Source organism: Streptomyces sp. NPDC093149 (genome assembly GCF_044754145.1).
Classification (GTDB): domain Bacteria; phylum Actinomycetota; class Actinomycetes; order Streptomycetales; family Streptomycetaceae; genus Streptomyces.
The window spans coordinates 712,496-732,082 of sequence record NZ_JBIVON010000001.1 but is presented as its reverse complement, the minus strand read 5'-3'; the positions used below and the strand labels follow the sequence as shown (position 1 = coordinate 732,082).

16 protein-coding genes are annotated in these 19,587 nt (G+C 70.3%); 3 read left to right on the top strand and 13 right to left on the bottom strand.

Annotated features, from left to right (window positions below):
* Positions 1-717, top strand: coding sequence for a L,D-transpeptidase family protein (locus ACIQCZ_RS03510; protein WP_365694451.1), 717 nt, complete (start codon positions 1-3; stop codon positions 715-717).
* Positions 718-823: 106 nt separating this feature from the next.
* Positions 824-1,810 (top strand): sigma-70 family RNA polymerase sigma factor, encoded by a 987-nt coding sequence (locus ACIQCZ_RS03505; RefSeq protein ID WP_402279243.1) that lies wholly within the window; start codon positions 824-826, stop codon positions 1,808-1,810.
* A gap of 91 nt (positions 1,811-1,901) precedes the next feature.
* On the opposite strand, the gene ACIQCZ_RS03500 is transcribed toward ACIQCZ_RS03505, so the two are convergent.
* Positions 1,902-2,270, bottom strand: coding sequence for an STAS domain-containing protein (locus tag ACIQCZ_RS03500; protein WP_402279241.1), 369 nt, complete (start codon positions 2,268-2,270; stop codon positions 1,902-1,904).
* A 361-nt stretch (positions 2,271-2,631) separates the two neighbouring features.
* Between ACIQCZ_RS03500 and ACIQCZ_RS03495 the strand changes: the two genes are divergently transcribed.
* Positions 2,632-5,907 (top strand): S8 family serine peptidase, encoded by a 3,276-nt coding sequence (locus tag ACIQCZ_RS03495; RefSeq protein WP_402280206.1) that lies wholly within the window; start codon positions 2,632-2,634, stop codon positions 5,905-5,907.
* 116 nt (positions 5,908-6,023) lie between these two features.
* On the opposite strand, the gene ACIQCZ_RS03490 is transcribed toward ACIQCZ_RS03495, so the two are convergent.
* The 12 genes from ACIQCZ_RS03490 to ACIQCZ_RS03435 all read right to left on the bottom strand — a co-directional run bounded on the left by ACIQCZ_RS03490 (position 6,024) and on the right by ACIQCZ_RS03435 (position 19,574).
* The gene (locus ACIQCZ_RS03490) at positions 6,024-6,614 is read right to left on the bottom strand and encodes a Uma2 family endonuclease (protein ID WP_402279239.1); all 591 of its coding nucleotides are present in this window, start codon (positions 6,612-6,614) and stop codon (positions 6,024-6,026) included.
* Between the two features lie 115 nt (positions 6,615-6,729).
* Positions 6,730-8,007 (bottom strand): thymidine phosphorylase, encoded by a 1,278-nt coding sequence (locus ACIQCZ_RS03485; protein ID WP_351074351.1) that lies wholly within the window; start codon positions 8,005-8,007, stop codon positions 6,730-6,732.
* Positions 8,008-8,189: 182 nt separating this feature from the next.
* The gene (locus ACIQCZ_RS03480) at positions 8,190-8,588 is read right to left on the bottom strand and encodes a cytidine deaminase (RefSeq protein WP_351074352.1); all 399 of its coding nucleotides are present in this window, start codon (positions 8,586-8,588) and stop codon (positions 8,190-8,192) included.
* The gene (locus ACIQCZ_RS03475; protein WP_402279236.1) at positions 8,585-9,874 is read right to left on the bottom strand and encodes an ABC transporter permease; all 1,290 of its coding nucleotides are present in this window, start codon (positions 9,872-9,874) and stop codon (positions 8,585-8,587) included. The genes ACIQCZ_RS03480 and ACIQCZ_RS03475 overlap by 4 nt, the downstream gene beginning before the upstream one ends.
* The gene (locus ACIQCZ_RS03470; protein ID WP_402279233.1) at positions 9,871-10,986 is read right to left on the bottom strand and encodes an ABC transporter permease; all 1,116 of its coding nucleotides are present in this window, start codon (positions 10,984-10,986) and stop codon (positions 9,871-9,873) included. Before ACIQCZ_RS03470 ends, ACIQCZ_RS03475 begins: the two co-directional genes overlap by 4 nt.
* Positions 10,983-12,593 carry an ABC transporter ATP-binding protein gene (locus tag ACIQCZ_RS03465; protein ID WP_402279231.1) on the bottom strand — a complete coding sequence of 537 codons (1,611 nt, stop codon included), beginning with the start codon at positions 12,591-12,593 and terminating at the stop codon, positions 10,983-10,985. Before ACIQCZ_RS03465 ends, ACIQCZ_RS03470 begins: the two co-directional genes overlap by 4 nt.
* A 284-nt stretch (positions 12,594-12,877) precedes the next feature.
* On the bottom strand, positions 12,878-13,918 hold the full coding sequence (locus ACIQCZ_RS03460; protein ID WP_376276198.1) for a BMP family protein: 1,041 nt from the start codon (positions 13,916-13,918) through the stop codon (positions 12,878-12,880).
* A gap of 138 nt (positions 13,919-14,056) precedes the next feature.
* Positions 14,057-15,283 (bottom strand): amidohydrolase, encoded by a 1,227-nt coding sequence (locus ACIQCZ_RS03455; protein WP_402280205.1) that lies wholly within the window; start codon positions 15,281-15,283, stop codon positions 14,057-14,059.
* A gap of 199 nt (positions 15,284-15,482) precedes the next feature.
* Entirely contained in the window at positions 15,483-16,094 is a 612-nt protein-coding gene (locus ACIQCZ_RS03450; RefSeq protein ID WP_402279228.1) for a hypothetical protein, read from the bottom strand.
* A gap of 209 nt (positions 16,095-16,303) precedes the next feature.
* Complete coding sequence (locus ACIQCZ_RS03445; protein WP_402279226.1) at positions 16,304-17,359, bottom strand: hypothetical protein; 1,056 nt, start codon at positions 17,357-17,359, stop codon at positions 16,304-16,306.
* Between the two features lie 11 nt (positions 17,360-17,370).
* The gene (locus ACIQCZ_RS03440; RefSeq protein ID WP_402279223.1) at positions 17,371-18,306 is read right to left on the bottom strand and encodes an N-acetylneuraminate synthase family protein; all 936 of its coding nucleotides are present in this window, start codon (positions 18,304-18,306) and stop codon (positions 17,371-17,373) included.
* Positions 18,307-18,353: 47 nt separating this feature from the next.
* The gene (locus ACIQCZ_RS03435; RefSeq protein ID WP_402279220.1) at positions 18,354-19,574 is read right to left on the bottom strand and encodes a cytidylyltransferase domain-containing protein; all 1,221 of its coding nucleotides are present in this window, start codon (positions 19,572-19,574) and stop codon (positions 18,354-18,356) included.
* Positions 19,575-19,587 lie beyond the last annotated feature (13 nt).

The following is a 19,587-nucleotide window of genomic DNA, read 5'->3' as shown; positions in this document are numbered from 1 at the left end:
ATGAGAGTCGCAGGAATATTTCGGGGGGTCCGGGCGCGGCGTGCGGTCGCGCTGTCCGTCGCCGGTCTGACGGCGGCGCCCGCCCTCGTCCTGGGCACCGGCGGATCCGCGCAGGCGGCGTCCTGCACGACGTCCACCGGGCCGTACCAGAAGCAGGTCGAGAAGTATCTGCACCGACCGGTCGACGGCAAGCAGTCGGCCGCCGACTGCAAAGCGATCCAGTCGTTCCAGCGCACCTACGGGGTCACTCCCACGATCGGCTACGCGGGACCGGTCACCTGGCGCACGATGAAGACGCTCACGGCCCAGAAGGAAGCCGGCAAGACCCCGAACAAGGCCAAGAAGTGCCCCACGAACAAGGGGCGGATAGCGTGCGTGGACCTGACCCGGCAGCTGAGCTGGATCCAGGACGGCAGCAAGCTGAAGTTCGGTCCCGTGCCGGTACGGACCGGGCGGAACGGGTACGAGACGCGCACCGGGTCGAAGAAGATCTACCTGCGGCACATCAACCACGTCTCGTCGATCTACCACGTGTCGATGCCGTACTCCCAGTTCTTCGACGGCGGGCAGGCGTTCCACTCGGTGGGCGTCAGCATGTGGAACCCGCCGGGGTCGCACGGTTGCGTCAACATGCGGGACGCCGACGCGAAGTCCTACTGGAAACTGCTGAAGAACGGCGACGACGTGTACGTGTACGGGCGCAAGCCCGGAACGTGACCTGATCGTGGGCCGCTTCGCTGCTTCCCGCCGTCGTTGTCAGTGGCCTGCGGTAGCTTCCACAGTGCTGAAGTGAGTGGCGTCACAGCACAACAGGGGTGGAGCGATGAGTGATCTGGCAGCGGCGGACATCGACAGCCGTCTGGAGGGACACCGGGTCGAGCTGACCGGTTACTGCTACCGGATGCTCGGCTCGGCCTTCGAGGCCGAGGACGCGGTGCAGGACACGCTGGTGCGTGCCTGGCGCAACTTCGACAGGTTCGAGGGGCGTTCCTCGCTGCGGTCCTGGTTGTACCGCATCGCCACCAACGTCTGCCTGGACATGCTGAACGCGGGCAAGAAGCGGGCCCGTCCGGTCGATCTGACGGGCCCGACGCCGCTCGCCCGAGCAGCGCTCAACCCGCTGCCGGAGAACACCTGGCTGGAGCCGATGCCGGACGGGCGGATCCTGCCCACGACGGCCGACCCGGCGGAGACCGCCGTGGCCCGGGAGTCGGTGCGGCTCGCGTTCGTGGCCGCGTTGCAGCATCTGCCCCCCAAGCAGCGGGTGGTGCTGATCCTGCGCGAGGTGCTCGCCTGGAAGGCGAGCGAGGTCGCCGAGCTGCTCGACACCTCGGTCGCCTCGGTCAACAGCGCCCTCCAGCGGGCGCGCGCGACCCTCTCGGAACGCGAGGGCCTGGTCCCCGACAGCGCGGATCCGCTCGACGAGGAGCAGCGCAGGCTCCTCGAGCGCTACGTCGCGGCCTTCGAGGGGTACGACATGGCGGCGCTGACCGCGCTGCTCCACGAGGACGCCGTGATGACCATGCCGCCGTTCGACCTCTGGCTCCAGGGGCACGACGACATCACCGGCTTCATGGTCTCCCACGGTGCCGGCTGCGCGGGCTCGCGGCTGGTGGCGACGGAGGCGAACGGCGCCCCGGCGTTCGCGCACTACAAGCCGAATCCGGACGGACCGGGGTTCGTGCCGTGGGCGGTGCAGGTCATCGACATTTCGGACGGCGTCATCACCGGGATGCACTGCTTCCTGGACACACCGCGCTGGTTCCCGCTGTTCGGTCTGCCGGATCACCTCGACGCGGACGCCGCGTGAGGCCCGGCATACGAGACGGGCGGACGTAGAGAGGGCGGGCCGGTTCGGCGGGCCGGCGAACGGGCCGGCCCGCCCCGGGCCGCGTGCCCGCTCAGGCTCCGCCGTCTCCGGCCTCGTACCGCACGTCCACCACATCGGCCAGCCCCACCAGGTCGAGCAGGCACCGCAGTTCCGGCGGTGCGTTGCGCAGCCGGAGCCGTCTGCCGCCCGCCCGGCGTGCGACGAGCCCCAGCCGCGCGATCGCCTCGACCAGGGCCAGATCCGGCTGCACGACTGCGCCGACATCGCAGTCCACCTCGGCGTCCGGGTCGTGGACGGCGCGCTCGGCGCCGTCCAGCAGCGACTCCAGCTCGGCGCAGAGTCCCGGCACGGAGTCCCGTCCGACGCGGCCGGTGACGACAAGAACGATCGGGCTCATGGCTTCCACATCAGGGTGACCGGTCCGGCGGCCGAAACTCATCGCTGCCCCGCTCCGTACTTTCCCGCCGTCCCGGACCGGCCCATGTCCCCGAATCCGCTCATCGGCTGCTCCCCCGTGCCCGGCACACACCCCTCGGTCGCCCTCGCCCCGCCGTCCGGTTCGCCCGCGCACCGATGAACTTCCGTCAACTCCGCTTGCCTGTGCGGTTTCTGTGAACCTTTTCGATCAATTCTCCCTCTAGGTAGGTGAACCGGCCGACACCGGCTTCTCAGCGGTGCCGACTGACCAGTGGCCCCTCATCGGGCCGCCTGATTCTCCAGGGGGAGAGTTGCGCAAACACGTGAGAAACGCGTGTGTTTCGACCATCGCCACGGCGGCCGCCGTGGCGCTCGCAGCCGGGATGACCACGCCGGCCGTGGCACAGCCCGATGCCGCGCGGTCCACGGGCGCCAAGTCCGTGGCCCGGCACCAGCTGACGCTGATCACCGGCGACCGCGTCTCGGTGGACGCCAAGGGCCGGGTCGTGGGCTTCCGGCCCGCCAAGGGGCGTGAACACATACCCGTGCAGCGTCAGATACGTGACGGGCACACCCTGCTGGTCCCGGCCGACGCACACCGGCTGATCAGCTCCGGCAAGCTGGACCGACGGCTGTTCGACGTCACCGAGCTGAACCGCGCGGAGAACCGCCGGGCGCAGAAGGCGGGCCTGAAGCTGATCGTCGCCTACCGGGGCGACCGGGCCGCGACGGCAAAGGCGGAGGTCCGTGACGCGGGCGCCACCCGGGTCGACCGGGCCCTGAAGACCCTGAACGCCGAGTCGGTGACCACCCCGACCCGCGACGCGAAGGACATCTGGCAGGCACTCACCAGCAAGCCCTCGAACGGCGCCCAGCGCACCACGGCCGCCGGTGTCGACCGGGTCTGGCTGAACGGCGTGCGCAAGGCGAGCCTCGACAAGAGCGTGCCGCAGATCGGCGCACCGACCGCCTGGAAGGCCGGATACACCGGGAAGGGCGTCAAGATCGCCGTCCTGGACACCGGGGTGGACGCCACCCACCCGGACCTCAAGGGCCAGGTCCTGGAGACGAAGAACTTCACCCCCTCGCCCGACACCAAGGACCGGGTCGGACACGGCACGCACGTCTCCTCGATCGCGGCCGGCACGGGCGCCAAGTCGGGCGGCAAGTTCAAGGGCGTGGCCCCGGACGCCAAGCTCATCGAGGGCAAGGTGCTCGACGACGACGGCTTCGGCGACGACGCCGGCATCCTGGCCGGGATGGAGTGGGCGGTCGCACAGGGCGCCGACATCATCAACCTGAGCCTCGGCGGCGTCGACACCCCCGAGATCGACCCGCTCGAAGCGGCGGTCAACAAACTGTCGGCCGACAAGGGCGTGCTGTTCGCCATCGCGGCGGGCAATGAGGGCGACGGCGCCGGTACGGTCGGCTCCCCGGGCAGCGCGGACGCCGCCCTGACCGTCGGCGCGGTCGACGACAACGACGAGCTGGCCGACTTCTCCAGCCGTGGCCCGCGCATCGGCGACGGTGCGATCAAGCCGGATGTCACCGCCCCCGGCGTCGACATCACGGCCGCGGCCGCACCCGGCTCCGCCATCGACCAAGAGGTCGGGCAGAACCCGCCGGGCTACCTGACCATCTCCGGTACGTCGATGGCCACCCCGCACGTCGCGGGCGCCGCGGCGCTCCTCAAGCAGCAGCACCCGGACTGGAAGTACGCCGAGCTCAAGGGCGCGCTCACGGCCTCGACGAAGCCGGGCGCGTACACCCCGTTCGAGCAGGGCTCGGGACGGATCGCCGTCGACCGGGCGATCGCGCAGACCGTCGTCGCGGACCCGGTCTCGGTGAGCTTCGGCGTGCAACAGTGGCCGCACACCGACGACACCCCGGTCACCAAGAACGTGACGTACCGCAACCTCGGTACGACGGACGTCACCCTCGACGTCGCGGTCACGGCCACCGGACCGAAGGGCAAGCCCGCCCCGGCCGGCTTCTTCACCCTCGGCGCCGACAAGGTGACCGTCCCCGCGGGCGGCACCGCCGACGTACCGCTGACCGTGAACACCAAGCTCGGCGGCACGGCCGACGGCACCTACTCCGCGTACGTCGTCGGGACCGGTGACGGCCAGACCGTGCGCACCGCGGCCGCGGTCGAGCGCGAGATCGAGTCGTACGACCTCACGGTCAAGTTCATCGGACGTGACGGCAAGCCCGCCAAGTACTACGAGTCCGATCTCTTCGGCATGTCCGGCTCGGCACGCGATGTGTGGGTGTCCCCGACGGGCGAGGGCGGCACGGCGAAGGTCCGCGTCGCCAAGGGCGGTTACGTGATGAACTCCGCCGTCTACGTCGACCCGGAGAACAGCGCCAAGGGCGTCGACTGGTTCGCCCAGCCGATCCTGAACCTCACCAAGAACACCAGCGTGACGCTCGACGCGCGCAAGACGAAGCCGGTGAGCTTCACCCTGCCCACCACGGGCACGAAGGCCCAGCTGGCGGCGCCCGACCTCCAGTTCGTCACCAAGGACAGCGGCTACGGCTACGGCTGGCTCCTCGACTCGTACCAGGGGTTCCGCACCGCGCACGTCGGCCCGAAGGTGACCGACGGCTCGCTCTCCCAGCACTGGCTCGGCAGCTGGACCAAGGGTGCCTCGACCCGGTACGACATCGCGGTCGGCGGCCCGGTGACCCAGGCGGCGACCGGATACAGCCGGAAGTTCACCACCGCTCAGATGGCCAAGGTCCAGACCTCTCTCGGCTCGCCCGCCAAGGGCAAGACCGGTGGGATCGCGGCCTGGGGCTCGCTCCCCGGTTCGTCCTCCGGCTGGACGGCCTGGTCCAGCCAGAAGCTCCCCGGTACCAACACCGCCTATGTCTCCACCGCCGACAAGGTGCGGTGGAACTTCGACTTCAGCCAGGAAGGCGGACTGGACGAGGACGGCTACCCGGTGACCGAGGCGATGTACTCCCTCGGTGACCCGCAGACCCTCAAGGCGGGCAAGACCTACAGCAAGAAGGTCAACACCGCGGTGTTCGGCCCGGCGCTCGGCGCCGGATACGGGATCTTCCGCGACGGCAACGACATCGTCGGCGCGCTGCCCCTGACGGCCGACGGCAGCGGCAACATGGGCTCCTCCACGTACAGTTCGGTCAAGACCGTCCTGTACCGCAACGGCACCAGGATCGCCCAGAACGCGGACCCGCTGGAAGGCTACACCCCCATCACCGTGCCGTCCGCGGCCGCGGACTACCGGCTGACGACCTCGGTCCGGCGCAGCACCAAGGTCTCGGCCGTCTCCACCCGGATCGACGCGAGCTGGACCTTCCGGTCCAAGAAGAGCGCCGACTCGACCCAGCTGCCGATCTCCACGGTCCGCTTCACGCCCAATGTGACGCTGGACGGCAAGGTCACCGCGGGCAGGACCGCCTCCGTGCCGGTGAAGGTGCAGGGCGCCGCAGCCGGCAAGAACCTGAAGTCGCTGACGGTGTACGTCAGTTACGACGCCGGCAAGACCTGGAAGAAGGCCACGGTCAAGGCGGGCAAGATCTCCGTGAAGAACCCGGCCAAGGGGAAGTCCATCTCCTACAAGGCCAATGTCACGGACAAGAACGGCAACAAGTCCTCCGTGTCGGTCTACCACGCGTACTTCGGCAAGTGAACGGCCTGCCGGTGAGCCGGTAGGCGCACCGACAGCATGAGAGCGGCCCGTCGGGGCGGATTCCTCCGCCCCGACGGGCCGCTCGCGCACGCGCGGGACCGGCGCGGAGCCGCTTCTCAGCTGACCGGAAAGACCTCGGTGTCCAGCACCAGCGCGAACGGCTCGGGAAGCGTCAGCTTCTGCCCGTACTCGACCGCGTCCAGGACCCGGTACGTGCCCTCGGCGGGTTCCCCGTACAGGGTGGCGGTGGGGCGGCCGGAGTGCCAGGGGTCCAGGAGCAGGAAGAGCTCGACTCCGGCCTTCGCGTATCCGTGTGCCTTGCCGATGCGGTCGTGGTTGGCGTTGGCCTGCGAGGTGATCTCGACGACGAGCCGGGCCTCTTCCGCCGGTACACGGTTGCCCGGCCCGGTCGCCACGGCACGCGGCACCACGACGAGATCGGGGATGTAGAGCCCGGCCCGGCCCGGCACGGCGACGCCGAGGGTCTGATAGATCCCCCAGTCCTCCGGGATCACGGAGTAGAGCCTGCGCTGCAGCAGCTCCGCGGTGGTGTTGTGGTCCTTGGACGGCGGTGGCGACACGGTGACGATCCCCTCGATGATCTCCACCTTGCAGCCCTCGGGTGCGTCCGTCTCCTCCCAGATCCGGACGAGGTCGTCCCAGTCCTGGCCGTGGCCCGGCGCGGGGTCGACGGTGAGTGCGCCCATGGCGGTCTCCTCTATCGGTGCGTCACCGAGTCCAGCATGCCGAACGGGACCGGCGGCAGTCCACCGGTCCCGTTCACCCGTACGAGTAAGAGCGCCGGGCGCTCCGAGCCGCAGGTCAGGCGATACGTTCCCGCACCACGGGGGTGGCCGTGAACTCCGTGCCCTCCGGAGCGATGTCGTACGAGGAGGGCAGTGCCTTCAGCGCGTAGTCGAACTTCTCCGGGGTGTCGGTGTGCAGCGTCAGCAGCGGCTGTCCGGCCGTGACCGTGTCGCCGGGCTTGGCATGCAGCTCGACGCCCGCGCCCGCCTGCACCGGGTCCTCCTTGCGGGCCCGGCCCGCGCCGAGACGCCAGGCCGCGACGCCGATGTCGTACGCGTCCAGGCGGGTCAGCACACCGGTGGACGGGGCCGTCACGACGTGCTGCTCACGGGCGACCGGGAGCGCGGCGTCCGGGTCGCCGCCCTGGGCGGAGATCATCCGGCGCCAGACGTCCATCGCGGAGCCGTCGGCGAGGGCCTTCTCCGGGTCGGCGTCCTTGAGCCCGGCCGCGTCCAGCATCTCGCGGGCGAGGGCCAGGGTGAGGTCGACGACGTCCCTGGGACCGCCGCCGGCCAGCACCTCGACCGACTCGCGCACCTCCAGGGCGTTTCCCGCGGTCAGGCCGAGCGGGGTGGCCATGTCGGTGAGCAGCGCGACCGTCCGCACTCCGCTGTCGGTGCCCAGCGCGACCATGGTCGAGGCCAGTTCGCGGGCGTCGTCCATGGTCTTCATGAAGGCGCCCGAGCCGACCTTGACGTCCAGGACGAGCGCGCCGGTGCCCTCGGCGATCTTCTTGGACATGATCGAGCTGGCGATCAGCGGGATGGCCTCGACGGTGCCGGTGACATCGCGGAGCGCGTACAGCTTCTTGTCGGCGGGGGCGAGCCCGTCACCGGCGGCGCAGATCACGGCGCCGGTGGTGTCCAGGACGCTCAGCATCTCCTCGTTGGTGAGGTGGGCGCGCCAGCCGGGGATGGACTCCAGCTTGTCGAGCGTGCCGCCGGTGTGGCCGAGTCCGCGTCCGCTGAGCTGCGGCACGGCGGCGCCGCACGCGGCGACCAGCGGGGCGAGCGGCAGGGTGATCTTGTCGCCGACGCCGCCGGTGGAGTGCTTGTCGGTGGTGGGCCGGGAGAGCGACGCGAAGTCCATGCGCTCGCCGGAGGCGATCATCGCGGCGGTCCAGCGGGCGATCTCGGTGCGGTTCATGCCGTTCAGCAGGATCGCCATGGCCAGCGCGGACATCTGCTCATCGGCGACCTCACCGCGGGTGTACGCGTCGATGACCCAGTCGATCTGCTCGGGGGTCAGCTCGCCTCGGTCCCGCTTGGTGCGGATGACGGAGATGGCGTCCATGTCCTGGGAGTCCTTCCGGCCGGTACGTACGCAAGAGTCCTGGATGACTCTACGCGCATAGAGGGTGGAGAGAGGGGTGGCCCTCCCGACGGGCGGGAGGGCCACGGTGGTTCGGCTGCGGATGCCCGCCGGTCCGGTCGGCCCGGACGCTCAAGACGGGCCGGCCGGGCCGACCGGACCGGCTACTTCAGATGGCCCGGCCCGAACGCCTGCGGCAGCATCTCGTCGAGCGTGCGCAGTCCGTCCGGCGTCTCCAGGATCAGCTCCGGCCCGCCGAACTCGTACAGCAGCTGCCTGCACCTGCCGCACGGCACGAGGATCTCGCCCGCCCCGTCCACGCAGGTGAAGTGGGTCAGCCGCCCGCCGCCCGTGGCGTGCAGCTGGGAGACCAGACCGCACTCGGCGCACAGCCCGATGCCGTACGAGGCGTTCTCGACGTTGCAGCCGGACACCGTACGCCCGTCGTCGACGCGCGCCGCCGCACCGACCGGGTAGTGCGAGTAGGGGACGTACGCACGCGTCATGACCGACCGCGCGGCGCTCCGCAGCGCCGCCCAGTCGACCTCCGCGCCGGCCGTCACTTGCCCTGGCCCTTCCGGTAGCGCATGCCGTCCGCCTTCGGCATCCGCAGCCGCTGCGCGGAGAGCGAGAGGACGAGCAGCGTGACGATGTACGGGGTCGCGCTCACGAACTCGGTGGGCACCGTGTCCGTACCGAGGTACCAGACCAGCACCGCGGCGGCGACGACCGCGCTGACCACGCCCTGGACGAAGCTCTTGCGGTAGAGCTTCCAGGCCGCGAGCACGGCCAGCATGACCACGAGCAGCAGGAGCAGCGCGTGGACGGACTCGCCGCCGTTGCGCAGCTGGAGCGCGTCGGCGAAGCCGAACAGCCCGGCGCCCATGGCCAGTCCGCCGGGCCGCCAGTTGCCGAAGATCATCGCGGCGAGACCGATGTATCCGCGCCCGCCGGTCTGGCCCTCGTTGTAGATGTGCGAGGTGACGAGCGAGAGGAAGGCACCGCCGAGGCCGGCCATGCCGCCGGAGACGATCACCGCGATGTACTTGTAGCGGTAGACGTTGACGCCGAGCGATTCGGCGGCGACCGGGTTCTCGCCGCAGGAGCGCAGCCGCAGCCCGAACGAGGTCTTCCACAGCACGAAGAACGTGAGGGCGAAGAGGGCCACGGCCAGGATCGTCAGCAGCGACACATTGGTGACCAGGCCGCCGAGGACGCCGGCCAGGTCGGAGACGAAGAACCAGTGGTGCTTCTCGATGGAGTGCAGCCAGTCGGAGAGGCCCGGGATCGTCACCGAGGTGATGTCGTCGGCCGGCGGGGACTGCTTCGGGCTGCCGCCCTTGGCCGCCGCCTCGCCCGAGTTGAACCAGAGCTTGGCCAGGTAGGTGGTGAAGCCGAGCGCCAGGATGTTGATGGCGATACCGGAGATGATGTGGTCGACGCCGAAGCTGACGGTCGCGACGGCGTGCAGCAGTCCGCCGAGCATGCCGCCGATGACGCCGGCCAGCACGCCGAGCCACGGGTTGGTCTGCCAGCCGGCCCAGGCGCCGAAGAACGTGCCCAGGATCATCATGCCCTCGAGCCCGATGTTGACCACACCGGCCCGCTCGGCCCAGAGGCCGCCGAGACCGGCGAGCCCGATCGGCACGGCCATCGCGAGCGCCGCGCTGATCTGTCCGGCGGAGGTGACGTCCGCGGCGCCGGTGATGGCGCGTACGGCGGACAGCGCGAGCAGCACGCCCGCGACGATCAGCAGTACGACGGGGAAGGAGAGGCGGGTGCGGCCGCCCTTGCCGCCGGAGACCTTGGGGGCCGCGGGGGGCGGAGTGGAAGTCGCCGTGACGGTCACGCCGACACCTCCTGCTGGTCGGAGTTACGGGCGGCCTGTGCGGCTAGTTCCGCGCCGACCTTGCTCTGCTGGCGCTTGAGTCCGTAGCGGCGGACGACTTCGTAGGCGATGACGACGCACAGGACGATGACACCCTGGATCACGCCGACGATCTCCTTGTCGTACCCCTCGAATTCGAGCTTGCCGGTACCGCGCTCCAGGAATCCCCAGAGCAGCGCGCCGAGCGCGATGCCGACGGGGTGGTTGCGGCCGAGGAGGGCGATGGCGATACCGGTGAAGCCGATGCCGACCGGGAAGTCGCCGCTGTACTCGTAGCTGTCGTTGAGGAGGGTCGGCATACCGATCAGACCGGCCACGGCGCCGGAGATCAGCATCGAGGTGACGACCATCTTCTTCACGTCGACACCGCTGGCCTCCGCCGCGGAGCCGGACTGGCCGACGGTGCGCAGGTCGAAGCCGAACCGGGTGCGCGAGAGCGCGAACCAGTAGGCGATGCCCGCGACGACCGCGACCACGATGAAGCCCCAGACGGGCGACGGGGTGGTGGGGAACTCGAAGAAGTGCGCGGACTCCGGGAGCGGCTTGGTGGAGATCTTCGTGCCGGCCTTGTCCAGGTGGCCGAGGCGGCCCTGCTGGAGCAGGTAGCCGATGACCGCCGTCGCGATGGCGTTCAGCATGATCGTCGAAACGACCTCGCTGACGCCCCGGGTGACCTTGAGGACACCGGCGATACCGGCCCACATGGCGCCGACGATCATCGCGGTGAGGATGATCAGCGGGATCTGCAGGGCGCCGGGCAGGGTCAGCGCGCCGCCCACCGCCGCGGCGAAGAAGGCCGCGAGACGGTACTGGCCGTCCACGCCGATGTTGAAGAGGTTCATCCGGAAGCCGACGGCCACCGCGAGACCCGCGAGGTAGTACGTCGTCGCCTTGTTCAGGATGTAGACCTGGCTGTCCGACTTCAGTCCGTAGTCGAACATGATGCCGAAGGCGCTGAACGGCTCCTTGCCGGTGGCGGCCAGCACGAGTGCGGTCACCAGGAAGGCGACCACGATCGCGAGTACGGGGGCCGCGATCCCCAGGAGCAGCCGCTCCTTGTCGATCTTCTTCATCGGTCCTCTCCCCCGTCCCGGGGGTCGGTGTCGGTGCTGTCGGCACCCGGGGCGTCCGGTGCTCCGGCCCCGTCCGGTGCTTCTGTTGCGTCCGGTGCTTCGAGGTGCCCGGTGGCCGCGCCGGTCATCGCCGAGCCGAGCTCCTCCGGGGTGATGGTCGCCGGGTCGGCGTCCGCGACCAGCCGGCCGCGGTACATCACGCGCAGGGTGTCGGAGAGCCCGATCAGCTCGTCCAGGTCGGCGGAGATCAGCAGGACCGCCAGTCCCTCGCGGCGCGCCTCCCGGATCTGGTCCCAGATCTGCGCCTGTGCGCCGACGTCCACTCCGCGGGTGGGGTGCGCGGCGATCAGCAGTTTCGGAGCGTGGCTCATCTCCCGGCCGACGATCAGCTTCTGCTGGTTGCCGCCGGAGAGGGAGGCCGCGGTGACCTCGATACCGGGGGTGCGGACGTCGTACTCGCGCACGATCCGCTCGGTGTCGGCGCGGGCGCCCTTGAGGTCGAGGAACGCGCCCTTGCTGTTGGGGCGTTCGGTGACATGGCCCAGGATGCGGTTCTCCCAGAGCGGGGCCTCCAGCAGCAGTCCGTGCCGGTGGCGGTCCTCGGGGATGACACCCATGCCGTTCTCGCGGCGCTTGCGGGTCGGCGTGCGGGAGATGTCGGCGCCGTCCAGGGTGAGCACACCGTCGTCGAGCTGACGCATGCCCATGATGGCGTCGACCAGTTCGGACTGGCCGTTGCCCTCGACGCCCGCGATGCCGAGGACTTCGCCCTTGTGGATGGTGAAGCCGATGCCGTCGAGCACCGACCGCACCACACCGTCCGGGTCCGTGGCGGTCAGCCGCAGTCCCTCGACGGTCAGCATCGGAGTGTCGGTGACGGTCGACTCGCGGGTCTCCGGGGACGGGAGCTCGCTGCCGACCATCAGCTCGGCGAGCTGCTTGGTCGTGGTGTGCTTCGGGTCGGCGGTGCCCACCGTCGTACCGCGCCGGATGACGGTGATCTCGTCGGCGACGGACAGCACCTCGCCCAGCTTGTGCGAGATGAAGATGACGGTCAGGCCCTCGGCCTTGAGCTCGCGCAGGTTGTCGAAGAGCGCGTCGACCTCCTGCGGCACGAGGACGGCGGTGGGCTCGTCGAGGATGAGGGTGCGGGCGCCGCGGTAGAGGACCTTGAGGATCTCCACGCGCTGCCGGTCGGCGACCCCGAGGTCCTCGACCATGGCGTCCGGACGGACACCGAGACCGTAGGCGTCGGAGATCTCCTTGATCTTGGCGCGGGCCCGGTCGCCGATCCCGTACAGCTTCTCGGAGCCGAGGACGACGTTCTCCAGGACGGTGAGGTAGTCGGCGAGCATGAAGTGCTGGTGCACCATGCCGATACCGCGGTCGATGGCGTCGCCGGGGCTGTGGAACGAGACCTGCTCGCCGTCCACCGCGATGGTGCCCTCGTCCGGCTTCTGCATGCCGTACAGGATCTTCATCAGAGTGGACTTGCCTGCACCGTTCTCGCCGACGAGAGCGTGGACGGTGCCGCGGCGCACGGTGATGTCGATGTCGTGGTTGGCCACGACCCCGGGGAACCGCTTGGTGATGCCGCGGAGCTCCACGGCATGGGGACTGCTGGACGCGTTGATGGCGCACTCTCCTTGGCAGGAGCGGAGGGCGGAGGCGGTGGGACGGAGGCGGTGGAGCGGTGGGACGGAGGCGGTAGAACGGTGAAAGGTACCGCGCCCGGCGGATGCTACGCGCGTAGCGCCACCGAATCGTTGGCCACCTGATGACAGGTGGCGGACAGTGTGTGCACGGCTACGGCACGTCGGCCGGACCCGTACGTGAAATCGGGGCCCGAGTGAAGCCGAAGCGGCTCACCCGGGCCCCGATCGACGGTGGATCAGGTCGTGGTCTTGACCGTGATGGAACCGTCGACGATCTTCTTCTTCGCCTCGTCGAGCTTGGCCTGGATGTCCTTCAGGTGGTCACCCGTGGTGGTCAGGCTGACGCCGCCCTTGGCCAGGGAGTACGTCTGCGTGCCCGTCACCGGCTTGCCGTCCTTGACGGACTTGACCAGGTCGAACACGCCGGTGTCGACGTTCTTGACGACGGACGTCATGATCGTGTCCTTGTACTTCGCCAGCGCCGGGTCGAGGGCCTGGTCGGAGTCGACACCGATGGACCAGGCGCCCTTCTTGCCCGCGACGGCCTCGATCGAACCGGCACCGGAGCCGCCCGCGGCGGCGAAGATGACGTCCGCACCCTTGTCGAGCATGCCCTTGGCAGCTTCCTTGCCCTTGTCGGGGCTGCCGAAGCCGGACAGGTCCGAACCGGTGGACAGGTACTGGATCTGCACCTTGGCCTTCGGGTTGGTGTCCATGACACCCTGCTGGAAGCCCGCGGCGAACTTCTTGATCAGCGGGAGGTCGACACCGCCTATGAAGCCGACCTGGCCGTCCTTCGACTTCAGCGCGGCGGCGACACCGGCGAGGTAGGAGCCCTGCTCCTCGGTGAAGACGATGCTGTCGACGTTCTTCACGTCGGAGACCGAGTCGACCAGACCGAAGTTGACCTTCGGGTACTTGGCGGCGACCTTGTCAACCGCGTCCTTGTACGCGAAGCCGATCGCGACGACCGGGTTGTAGCCGCCCTCGGCGAGCGACTCCAGGCGCTGCTCGCGGTCGGCGGGGGTCTCACCGGTCTTGGCGGTGAGCTCCTTCGTCTCGGCACCGAACTCGGACTTGGCCTTGTCCAGACCACGCGCCGCGGAGTCGTTGAACGAGTTGTCGCCACGGCCGCCCACGTCGTAGGCCATGCCGATCTTCATCTTGCCCTTGTCGGAGCCGGAGCTCTCGGTGGACGACTCGCCACACGCGGTGGCGGTGAGCGCGAGGGCCGCGGTGACAGCACACGCGGCAGTGATCTTGGATACCCGGCGCAAGGGAAGGCTCCTTCAAACCTGACCGAAGCGCCTCTTCCGGCGCTGGTTTCGCGGCGATCGTAACGCGCGTAGATGTCAGATAAAGCCCTGTACGGAAGCCGTTATCGGATCGTCGCGAACCAGAGGTGACGAGTCCGGTTACGGATGGTTGCCGTCGAGCAACGCGCAGGCAGTGAAGAGCTCCACCGCCACCGTGATCGCCTCCTCGTCCGCGTCGAAATCACCACGATGCAGGTCGAGACGGGCGGTGTCGCCGGGCGTGCGGACCCCGAGCCGGGCCATGGCCCCCGGGACCTGTTCCAGGTACCAGGAGAAGTCCTCACCGCCGAGGCTCTGCTCGGTGTCCTCGATCGCATACGAACCGCGCCGCGCGGTCATCGCGCCCGCGAGCAGATCGATCACGGCGGCGTCGTTCACGACCGGCGGGACGCCCCGGACGTAGTCGATCACCGTCTTGGCGCCGTGCATCCCGGCCACCTCGTCGATCGCCGCGTGCACGAGGTCCGGCGCCTCGCGCCAGGCCGCCAGGTCCAGGCAGCGCACGGTGCCGGAGAGTTCGGCGTGCTGCGGGATCACGTTGCAGGCGTGCCCGGCCTCCAGTCGGCCCCAGGTGACGGCGAGCCCGGCCCGCGCGTCGACCCGGCGGGCCAGCAGTGCGGGCACCTCGGTGGCGACCTTGGAGGCGGCGGTGACCAGGTCGGTGGTCAGATGCGGCCGGGCGGTGTGCCCGCCGGGGCCGTCGAGGCTGACCTCCAGCCGGTCGCAGGCCGAGGTGATCGCCCCGACCCGCAGCCCGATCCGCCCCACGTCCACCTTCGGATCGCAGTGCACCCCGATGATCCGCCCGACGCCCTCCAGCGCCCCGGAAGCGATCGTGTCGGGCGCACCGCCCGGCAGCACCTCCTCGGCCGGCTGGAAGATCAGCCGCACGGGGTTCGGCAGCAGCCCCTGCCGGTCCAGCTCGGCGAGCACGAGCCCGGCGCCGAGAACCGCGGTGGTGTGGATGTCGTGCCCGCAGGCGTGCGCCCGGTCGGGGACGGTGGAGCGGTACGGGACGCCCGCCTTGGTGTCCGGGATGGGCAGGGCGTCGATGTCCGCGCGCAGGGCGAGCATGGGCCGCGTGTCGCCTTCCCGGCCGCCCACGTCGCACAGGAGTCCGGTCCCGGTGTCGAGTACCCGTGGTTCCAGTCCCGCCTTCTCCAGCCGGGCCTTGATGGCCGCGGTGGTACGGAACTCCTGGTTGCCCAGCTCGGGGTGCATGTGCAGGTCGCGCCGGAAGGCGATCAGTTCGGCACTCAAGGACTCTGACAGGGCGCCGGGCAGCGCCTCGTCCCCGGGCAGCTGGGCATCGGAATCACGGGACATCAACTGGTTCACCTGGTGAAGCGTAAGCCTCTTCCCGCGTCAACTGACCATGAAACAAGAAAAGTTCAGCCACATAGACGAATAAATGACTGCGTCGTGGCGTGTGAGGTGATGGCGAGGTGGGTAAACTCGCCCATTTCGCTCCCTGACCGGTCACCCCGGCCGCCCGCCACCCGCACGACATCCCGGAGGGGCCCCGTCAGTCGGGCAGCCCCCGCCGCACCGGATACAGCGCCGGCCCGATGCACACGGCTCCGGCCGGCAGCAGGTCAAGGCTCATGGCCATCAGCACGGTCCCGGCCAGCACGGCCACGGGGGCCCACGCCCGGACCAGGTCCCGGCGGAAGAACGCGAGCAGGGTGACCAGGGCCAGCAGCCCGACCCAGAACAGCAGGGGCACCACGGTGTAGACGAGCGGCATCACTCCGGGTACGTCCTGCACCTTGCCGAACAGGTCGCTCATGGACTGCTCGTCCGCCGCGACGAACCCGACCCCCAGGTCGATCAACGCCTGGACCGCCACCGCCGCCGCCCCGAGCACTCCCGCCCAGGACGCCACCTCGACGGCGACCCGCCTGCCGCCGCGCACCCCGGCGAGCCCCCGAAGCCCCCGGAACACCGCCACGAACGCGACCACCGCGGCGAGGAACAACAGATGCGCCACCGTCCACCACGCACCGGGCCCGTAATCGCCGACGGCCCGCCCGACCAGCCGCACCACTCCGTACCCGGCCATCAGGGCGGGTCCCACGAGGAGGGCCGTGCCGGCCGTCCCGCTCTGTCGCGCCGTCGCCATCCGCATCGTCGTCATGCGTTGATGCTCGTGCCCGGCCGACCCTGCCCGCTATCGGGAACTTCCCCCAACAAACCCTGGGTGTACGCCACTTACGGGTCAGGGTGATCCATGACGCCTCGCCAGGATGCTGCTCGACGCACATGCCGTCCTGCGGTGGCTCGACGACTCCGCCGAGCTCACCGACGTGATCGGACACCTGCTGACCGACCGGGCCTCGGCGCGTGTCACGCCTCCGTGATCGCCGTCGCCCGCCAGGGCGCCAGCCGTTGGACGTCGCGGGCGGTCTCCGTCACGCCGGACAGGAACCCCTGCGCGCGGGGGGACGCGGTGTCGCGGAGCCATTCCGGGGCGATGTCGCAGACCGCGACCTTGACGTCCGTGCCGACCAGGGCGAGGGGCAGGGTGTGGACGACCGTGGAGGGGAAGCTCAGGACGGTGCGGCCGATGGGGCCGCGGCGGGCGATGAGTTCCAGGGGGAGGTCGGGGCGGACGATCTCCAGGCCGGTGGCGGCCTCCAGGGCGTGGAGCTTCTCGGTGGACTCGCGGCGGTGGGCGAAGTAGCGGGTGGCCCCGTGGGTGCGGGCCAGGGCCGCGACGGCCTCCAGGTACTGGGCCTGGTCGACCACGCCCGTCTCGACGAGCGAGGTGCCGACCAGGTCCGCGCCCTTGGTGAGCAGCGGCGGGCCGAAGCGGGCCCGGGTCCAGGCGAAGGTGTTGGGGGTGACGGTGACGCCGGGCGGAGCCTCGACCGGCATGGCCGTGAAGACCTCGACCGTACGGGTGGCGGACGGGGTGAAGCGGCTGCGGGCACGGGCCGTGACGGGGGCCAGGACCAGTTCGCGCGGGCCCGAACTGCCCTTGCGGTGCCAGCGCACCAGGCGTTCGCCGCGCGCCAGCTGGGCGACGAACTCCATGGTGGCCGTGCCGTCGTCGACCACGGTGAGGTGCCGGGCGCGCACCATGGTGAGCAGCAGCTGGACGTAGCGGGAGAACGGGTCGCCTATCACGATGCGCTCCGCCCTGCGCAGCAGTCCGGCCAGGGAACGCAGGGTCTTCAGGGGCGCGCCGGCCCCGCCGCGCGCCTCCTGCCAGCGGACGTTGACGCCCTCGTCGCGGGCCAGCTCCGCCATCCGGCGCAGCTGGCCGCGCGACATCGGGTCGACCGGGGGGAGGACGACGACCGTGATGTCCGCAAGGACGTGGTCGTCGCCTCCCTCTGTGCGGGCCCACTCCAGGACGTTCAGGAGCTGGACCGGGCTCTCGACGAAGGCGAGGTTCACCGGTCGGCCCGTCAGACCGCGACCGGCTCGGCGGCCGGGGCCGCCTCGGCGTTCTCGGCGACGACGCCCGCGACGCGGCGGAGCTTCTTCATCGGGCCGAGCTCGGACTCGTACACCTTCTTGATGCCGTCGCCGAGGGAGGCCTCGATGGTGCGGATGTCGCGGACGAGGCGGGTGAGGCCCTGCGGCTCGACGGAGGCGGCCTGGTCGGAGCCCCACATGGCGCGGTCCAGGGTGATGTGGCGCTCGACGAACGCGGCGCCCAGGGCGACGGCCGCGAGGGTCGTCTGGAGGCCGGTCTCGTGGCCGCTGTAGCCGATCGGGACGTTGGGGTACTCCTGCTGCAGGGTGTTGATGACCCGCAGGTTCAGCTCCTCGGCCTTGGCCGGGTAGGTCGAAGTGGCGTGGCAGAGAAGGATGTTGTCGCTGCCGAGGACCTCGACCGCGTGGCGGATCTGGCGCGGGGTCGACATGCCGGTGGAGAGGATGATCGTGCGGCCGGTCGCCCGCAGGGCGCGCAGGAGCTCGTCGTCGGTGAGGGAGGCCGAGGCCACCTTGTGCGCGGGGACGTCGAACTTCTCCAGGAAGGCGACGGCCTCGGTGTCCCACGGGGAGGCGAACCAGTCGATGCCGCGCTCGGCGCAGTGCTCGGAGATGGCCCGGTACTCGGCCTCGCCGAACTCGACGCGGTGACGGTAGTCGATGTACGTCATCCGGCCCCAGGGGGTGTCGCGCTCGATGTCCCACTGGTCGCGCGGGGTGCAGATCTCCGGGGTGCGCTTCTGGAACTTGACGGCGTCGCAGCCGGCCTCGGCGGCCACGTCGATCAGCGCGAGGGCGTTGTCGAGGTCGCCGTTGTGGTTGATGCCGATCTCGCCGGTGACGTAGACGGGCCGGCCCGGGCCCGCGGTACGGGTGCCGAGGGTGCGCAGACGGGAGGTGCTCATGAGGTGCGTTCCTTACTCGGGGGAGGTGCTCGGGGGACTTGGGGGGGTTACTCGGGGGACTTGGTGAGGGTGGGGCCCAGCAGCCAGGCCGCTATCTCGCGGATGGCGCCGAAGCCGCCGGGGGTGGTCGTGACGGCGCGGGCCGCGGCCCGTACCGAGTCATGGGCGCTCGCGACCGCGACCGGCCAGCCGGCGAGTGCGAAGCACGGCAGGTCGTTGACGTCGTTGCCCACGTAGAGGACACGTTCCGGAGCGATGGACTGTTCGTCGCACCACTGCTTGAGTGCCAGGTCCTTGCGGTCGATGCCGTGCAGGACCGGGATGCGGAGCTTGTGGGCGCGGGCGGCGACGACCGGGTTCTGTTCCGTGGAGAGGATCAGCAGCGGCATTCCGGTCTTGCGCAGGGCCGCGATGCCCAGGCCGTCGCCGCGGTGGACGGCGACGGTCTCGCGTCCGTCGGCGTCGATGAGGACCCGGTCGTCGGTCTGTGTGCCGTCGAAGTCGAGGACGACCGCGTCGATGTCGTCGAGGGTCGGCAGCGGTGAGGGGTCCAGGAGCGGGGCGAGGGCGCGGGCGCGGGCCAGGTCGTGCGGATCGTCGATCTCCAGGACCCGTGCCGCGTCGGTGCGCACCAGGGCGGTGTGGCCGAAGAAGCGGTGGCGGTGGGTACGGAAGCCCGCGGCGTTCATGGCGTACGCGGTGCCGGTCTCCAGCAGGTCCTCCGGGCGGTCCTGGCGCATCTGCCGGACGGACTTGTCGTGGTTGACGCCGTGGTTGTCCTCTTCGAGCGCGCCGCCGTCGCGCCAGAGGAAGCCGTGGAAGGGAGCGACCGTGACCGCCGTGTCGGCGCCTTCGTGGGCGACCGCCGCGGCGACGCCGTCGATGTCCTCCCGTACGACGAACGGGCTGGTGCACTGGACCAGCAGCACCACGTCGGCCGTGCGCTCACGCATCGCCTCGTACGCGTCCAGGGCGTGCAGCACCGCGTCCTCGCTGCTCGACCTGTCCCCGGCGATGGCCGCGGGGCGCTGCACGATGTGCACCCGCTCCGGGGCGCCCAGCGTGTCGCCCGCGGCACGGGCCGCGTCGGCGATGGCCGCGTCGTCCGTCGTCACGACGACGTCCGTGACCTCACGGGAGGCCAGGCAGGCGCGGACGGCGCGGGCGACCAGCGGTACGCCGCCGACCTGGGCGAGGTTCTTGGCCGGTACGCCCTTGGATCCGCCACGGGCGGGGATCACGGCGAGCACGGTCGGGGTCGGGGTCATCTCTGCTCCTGAA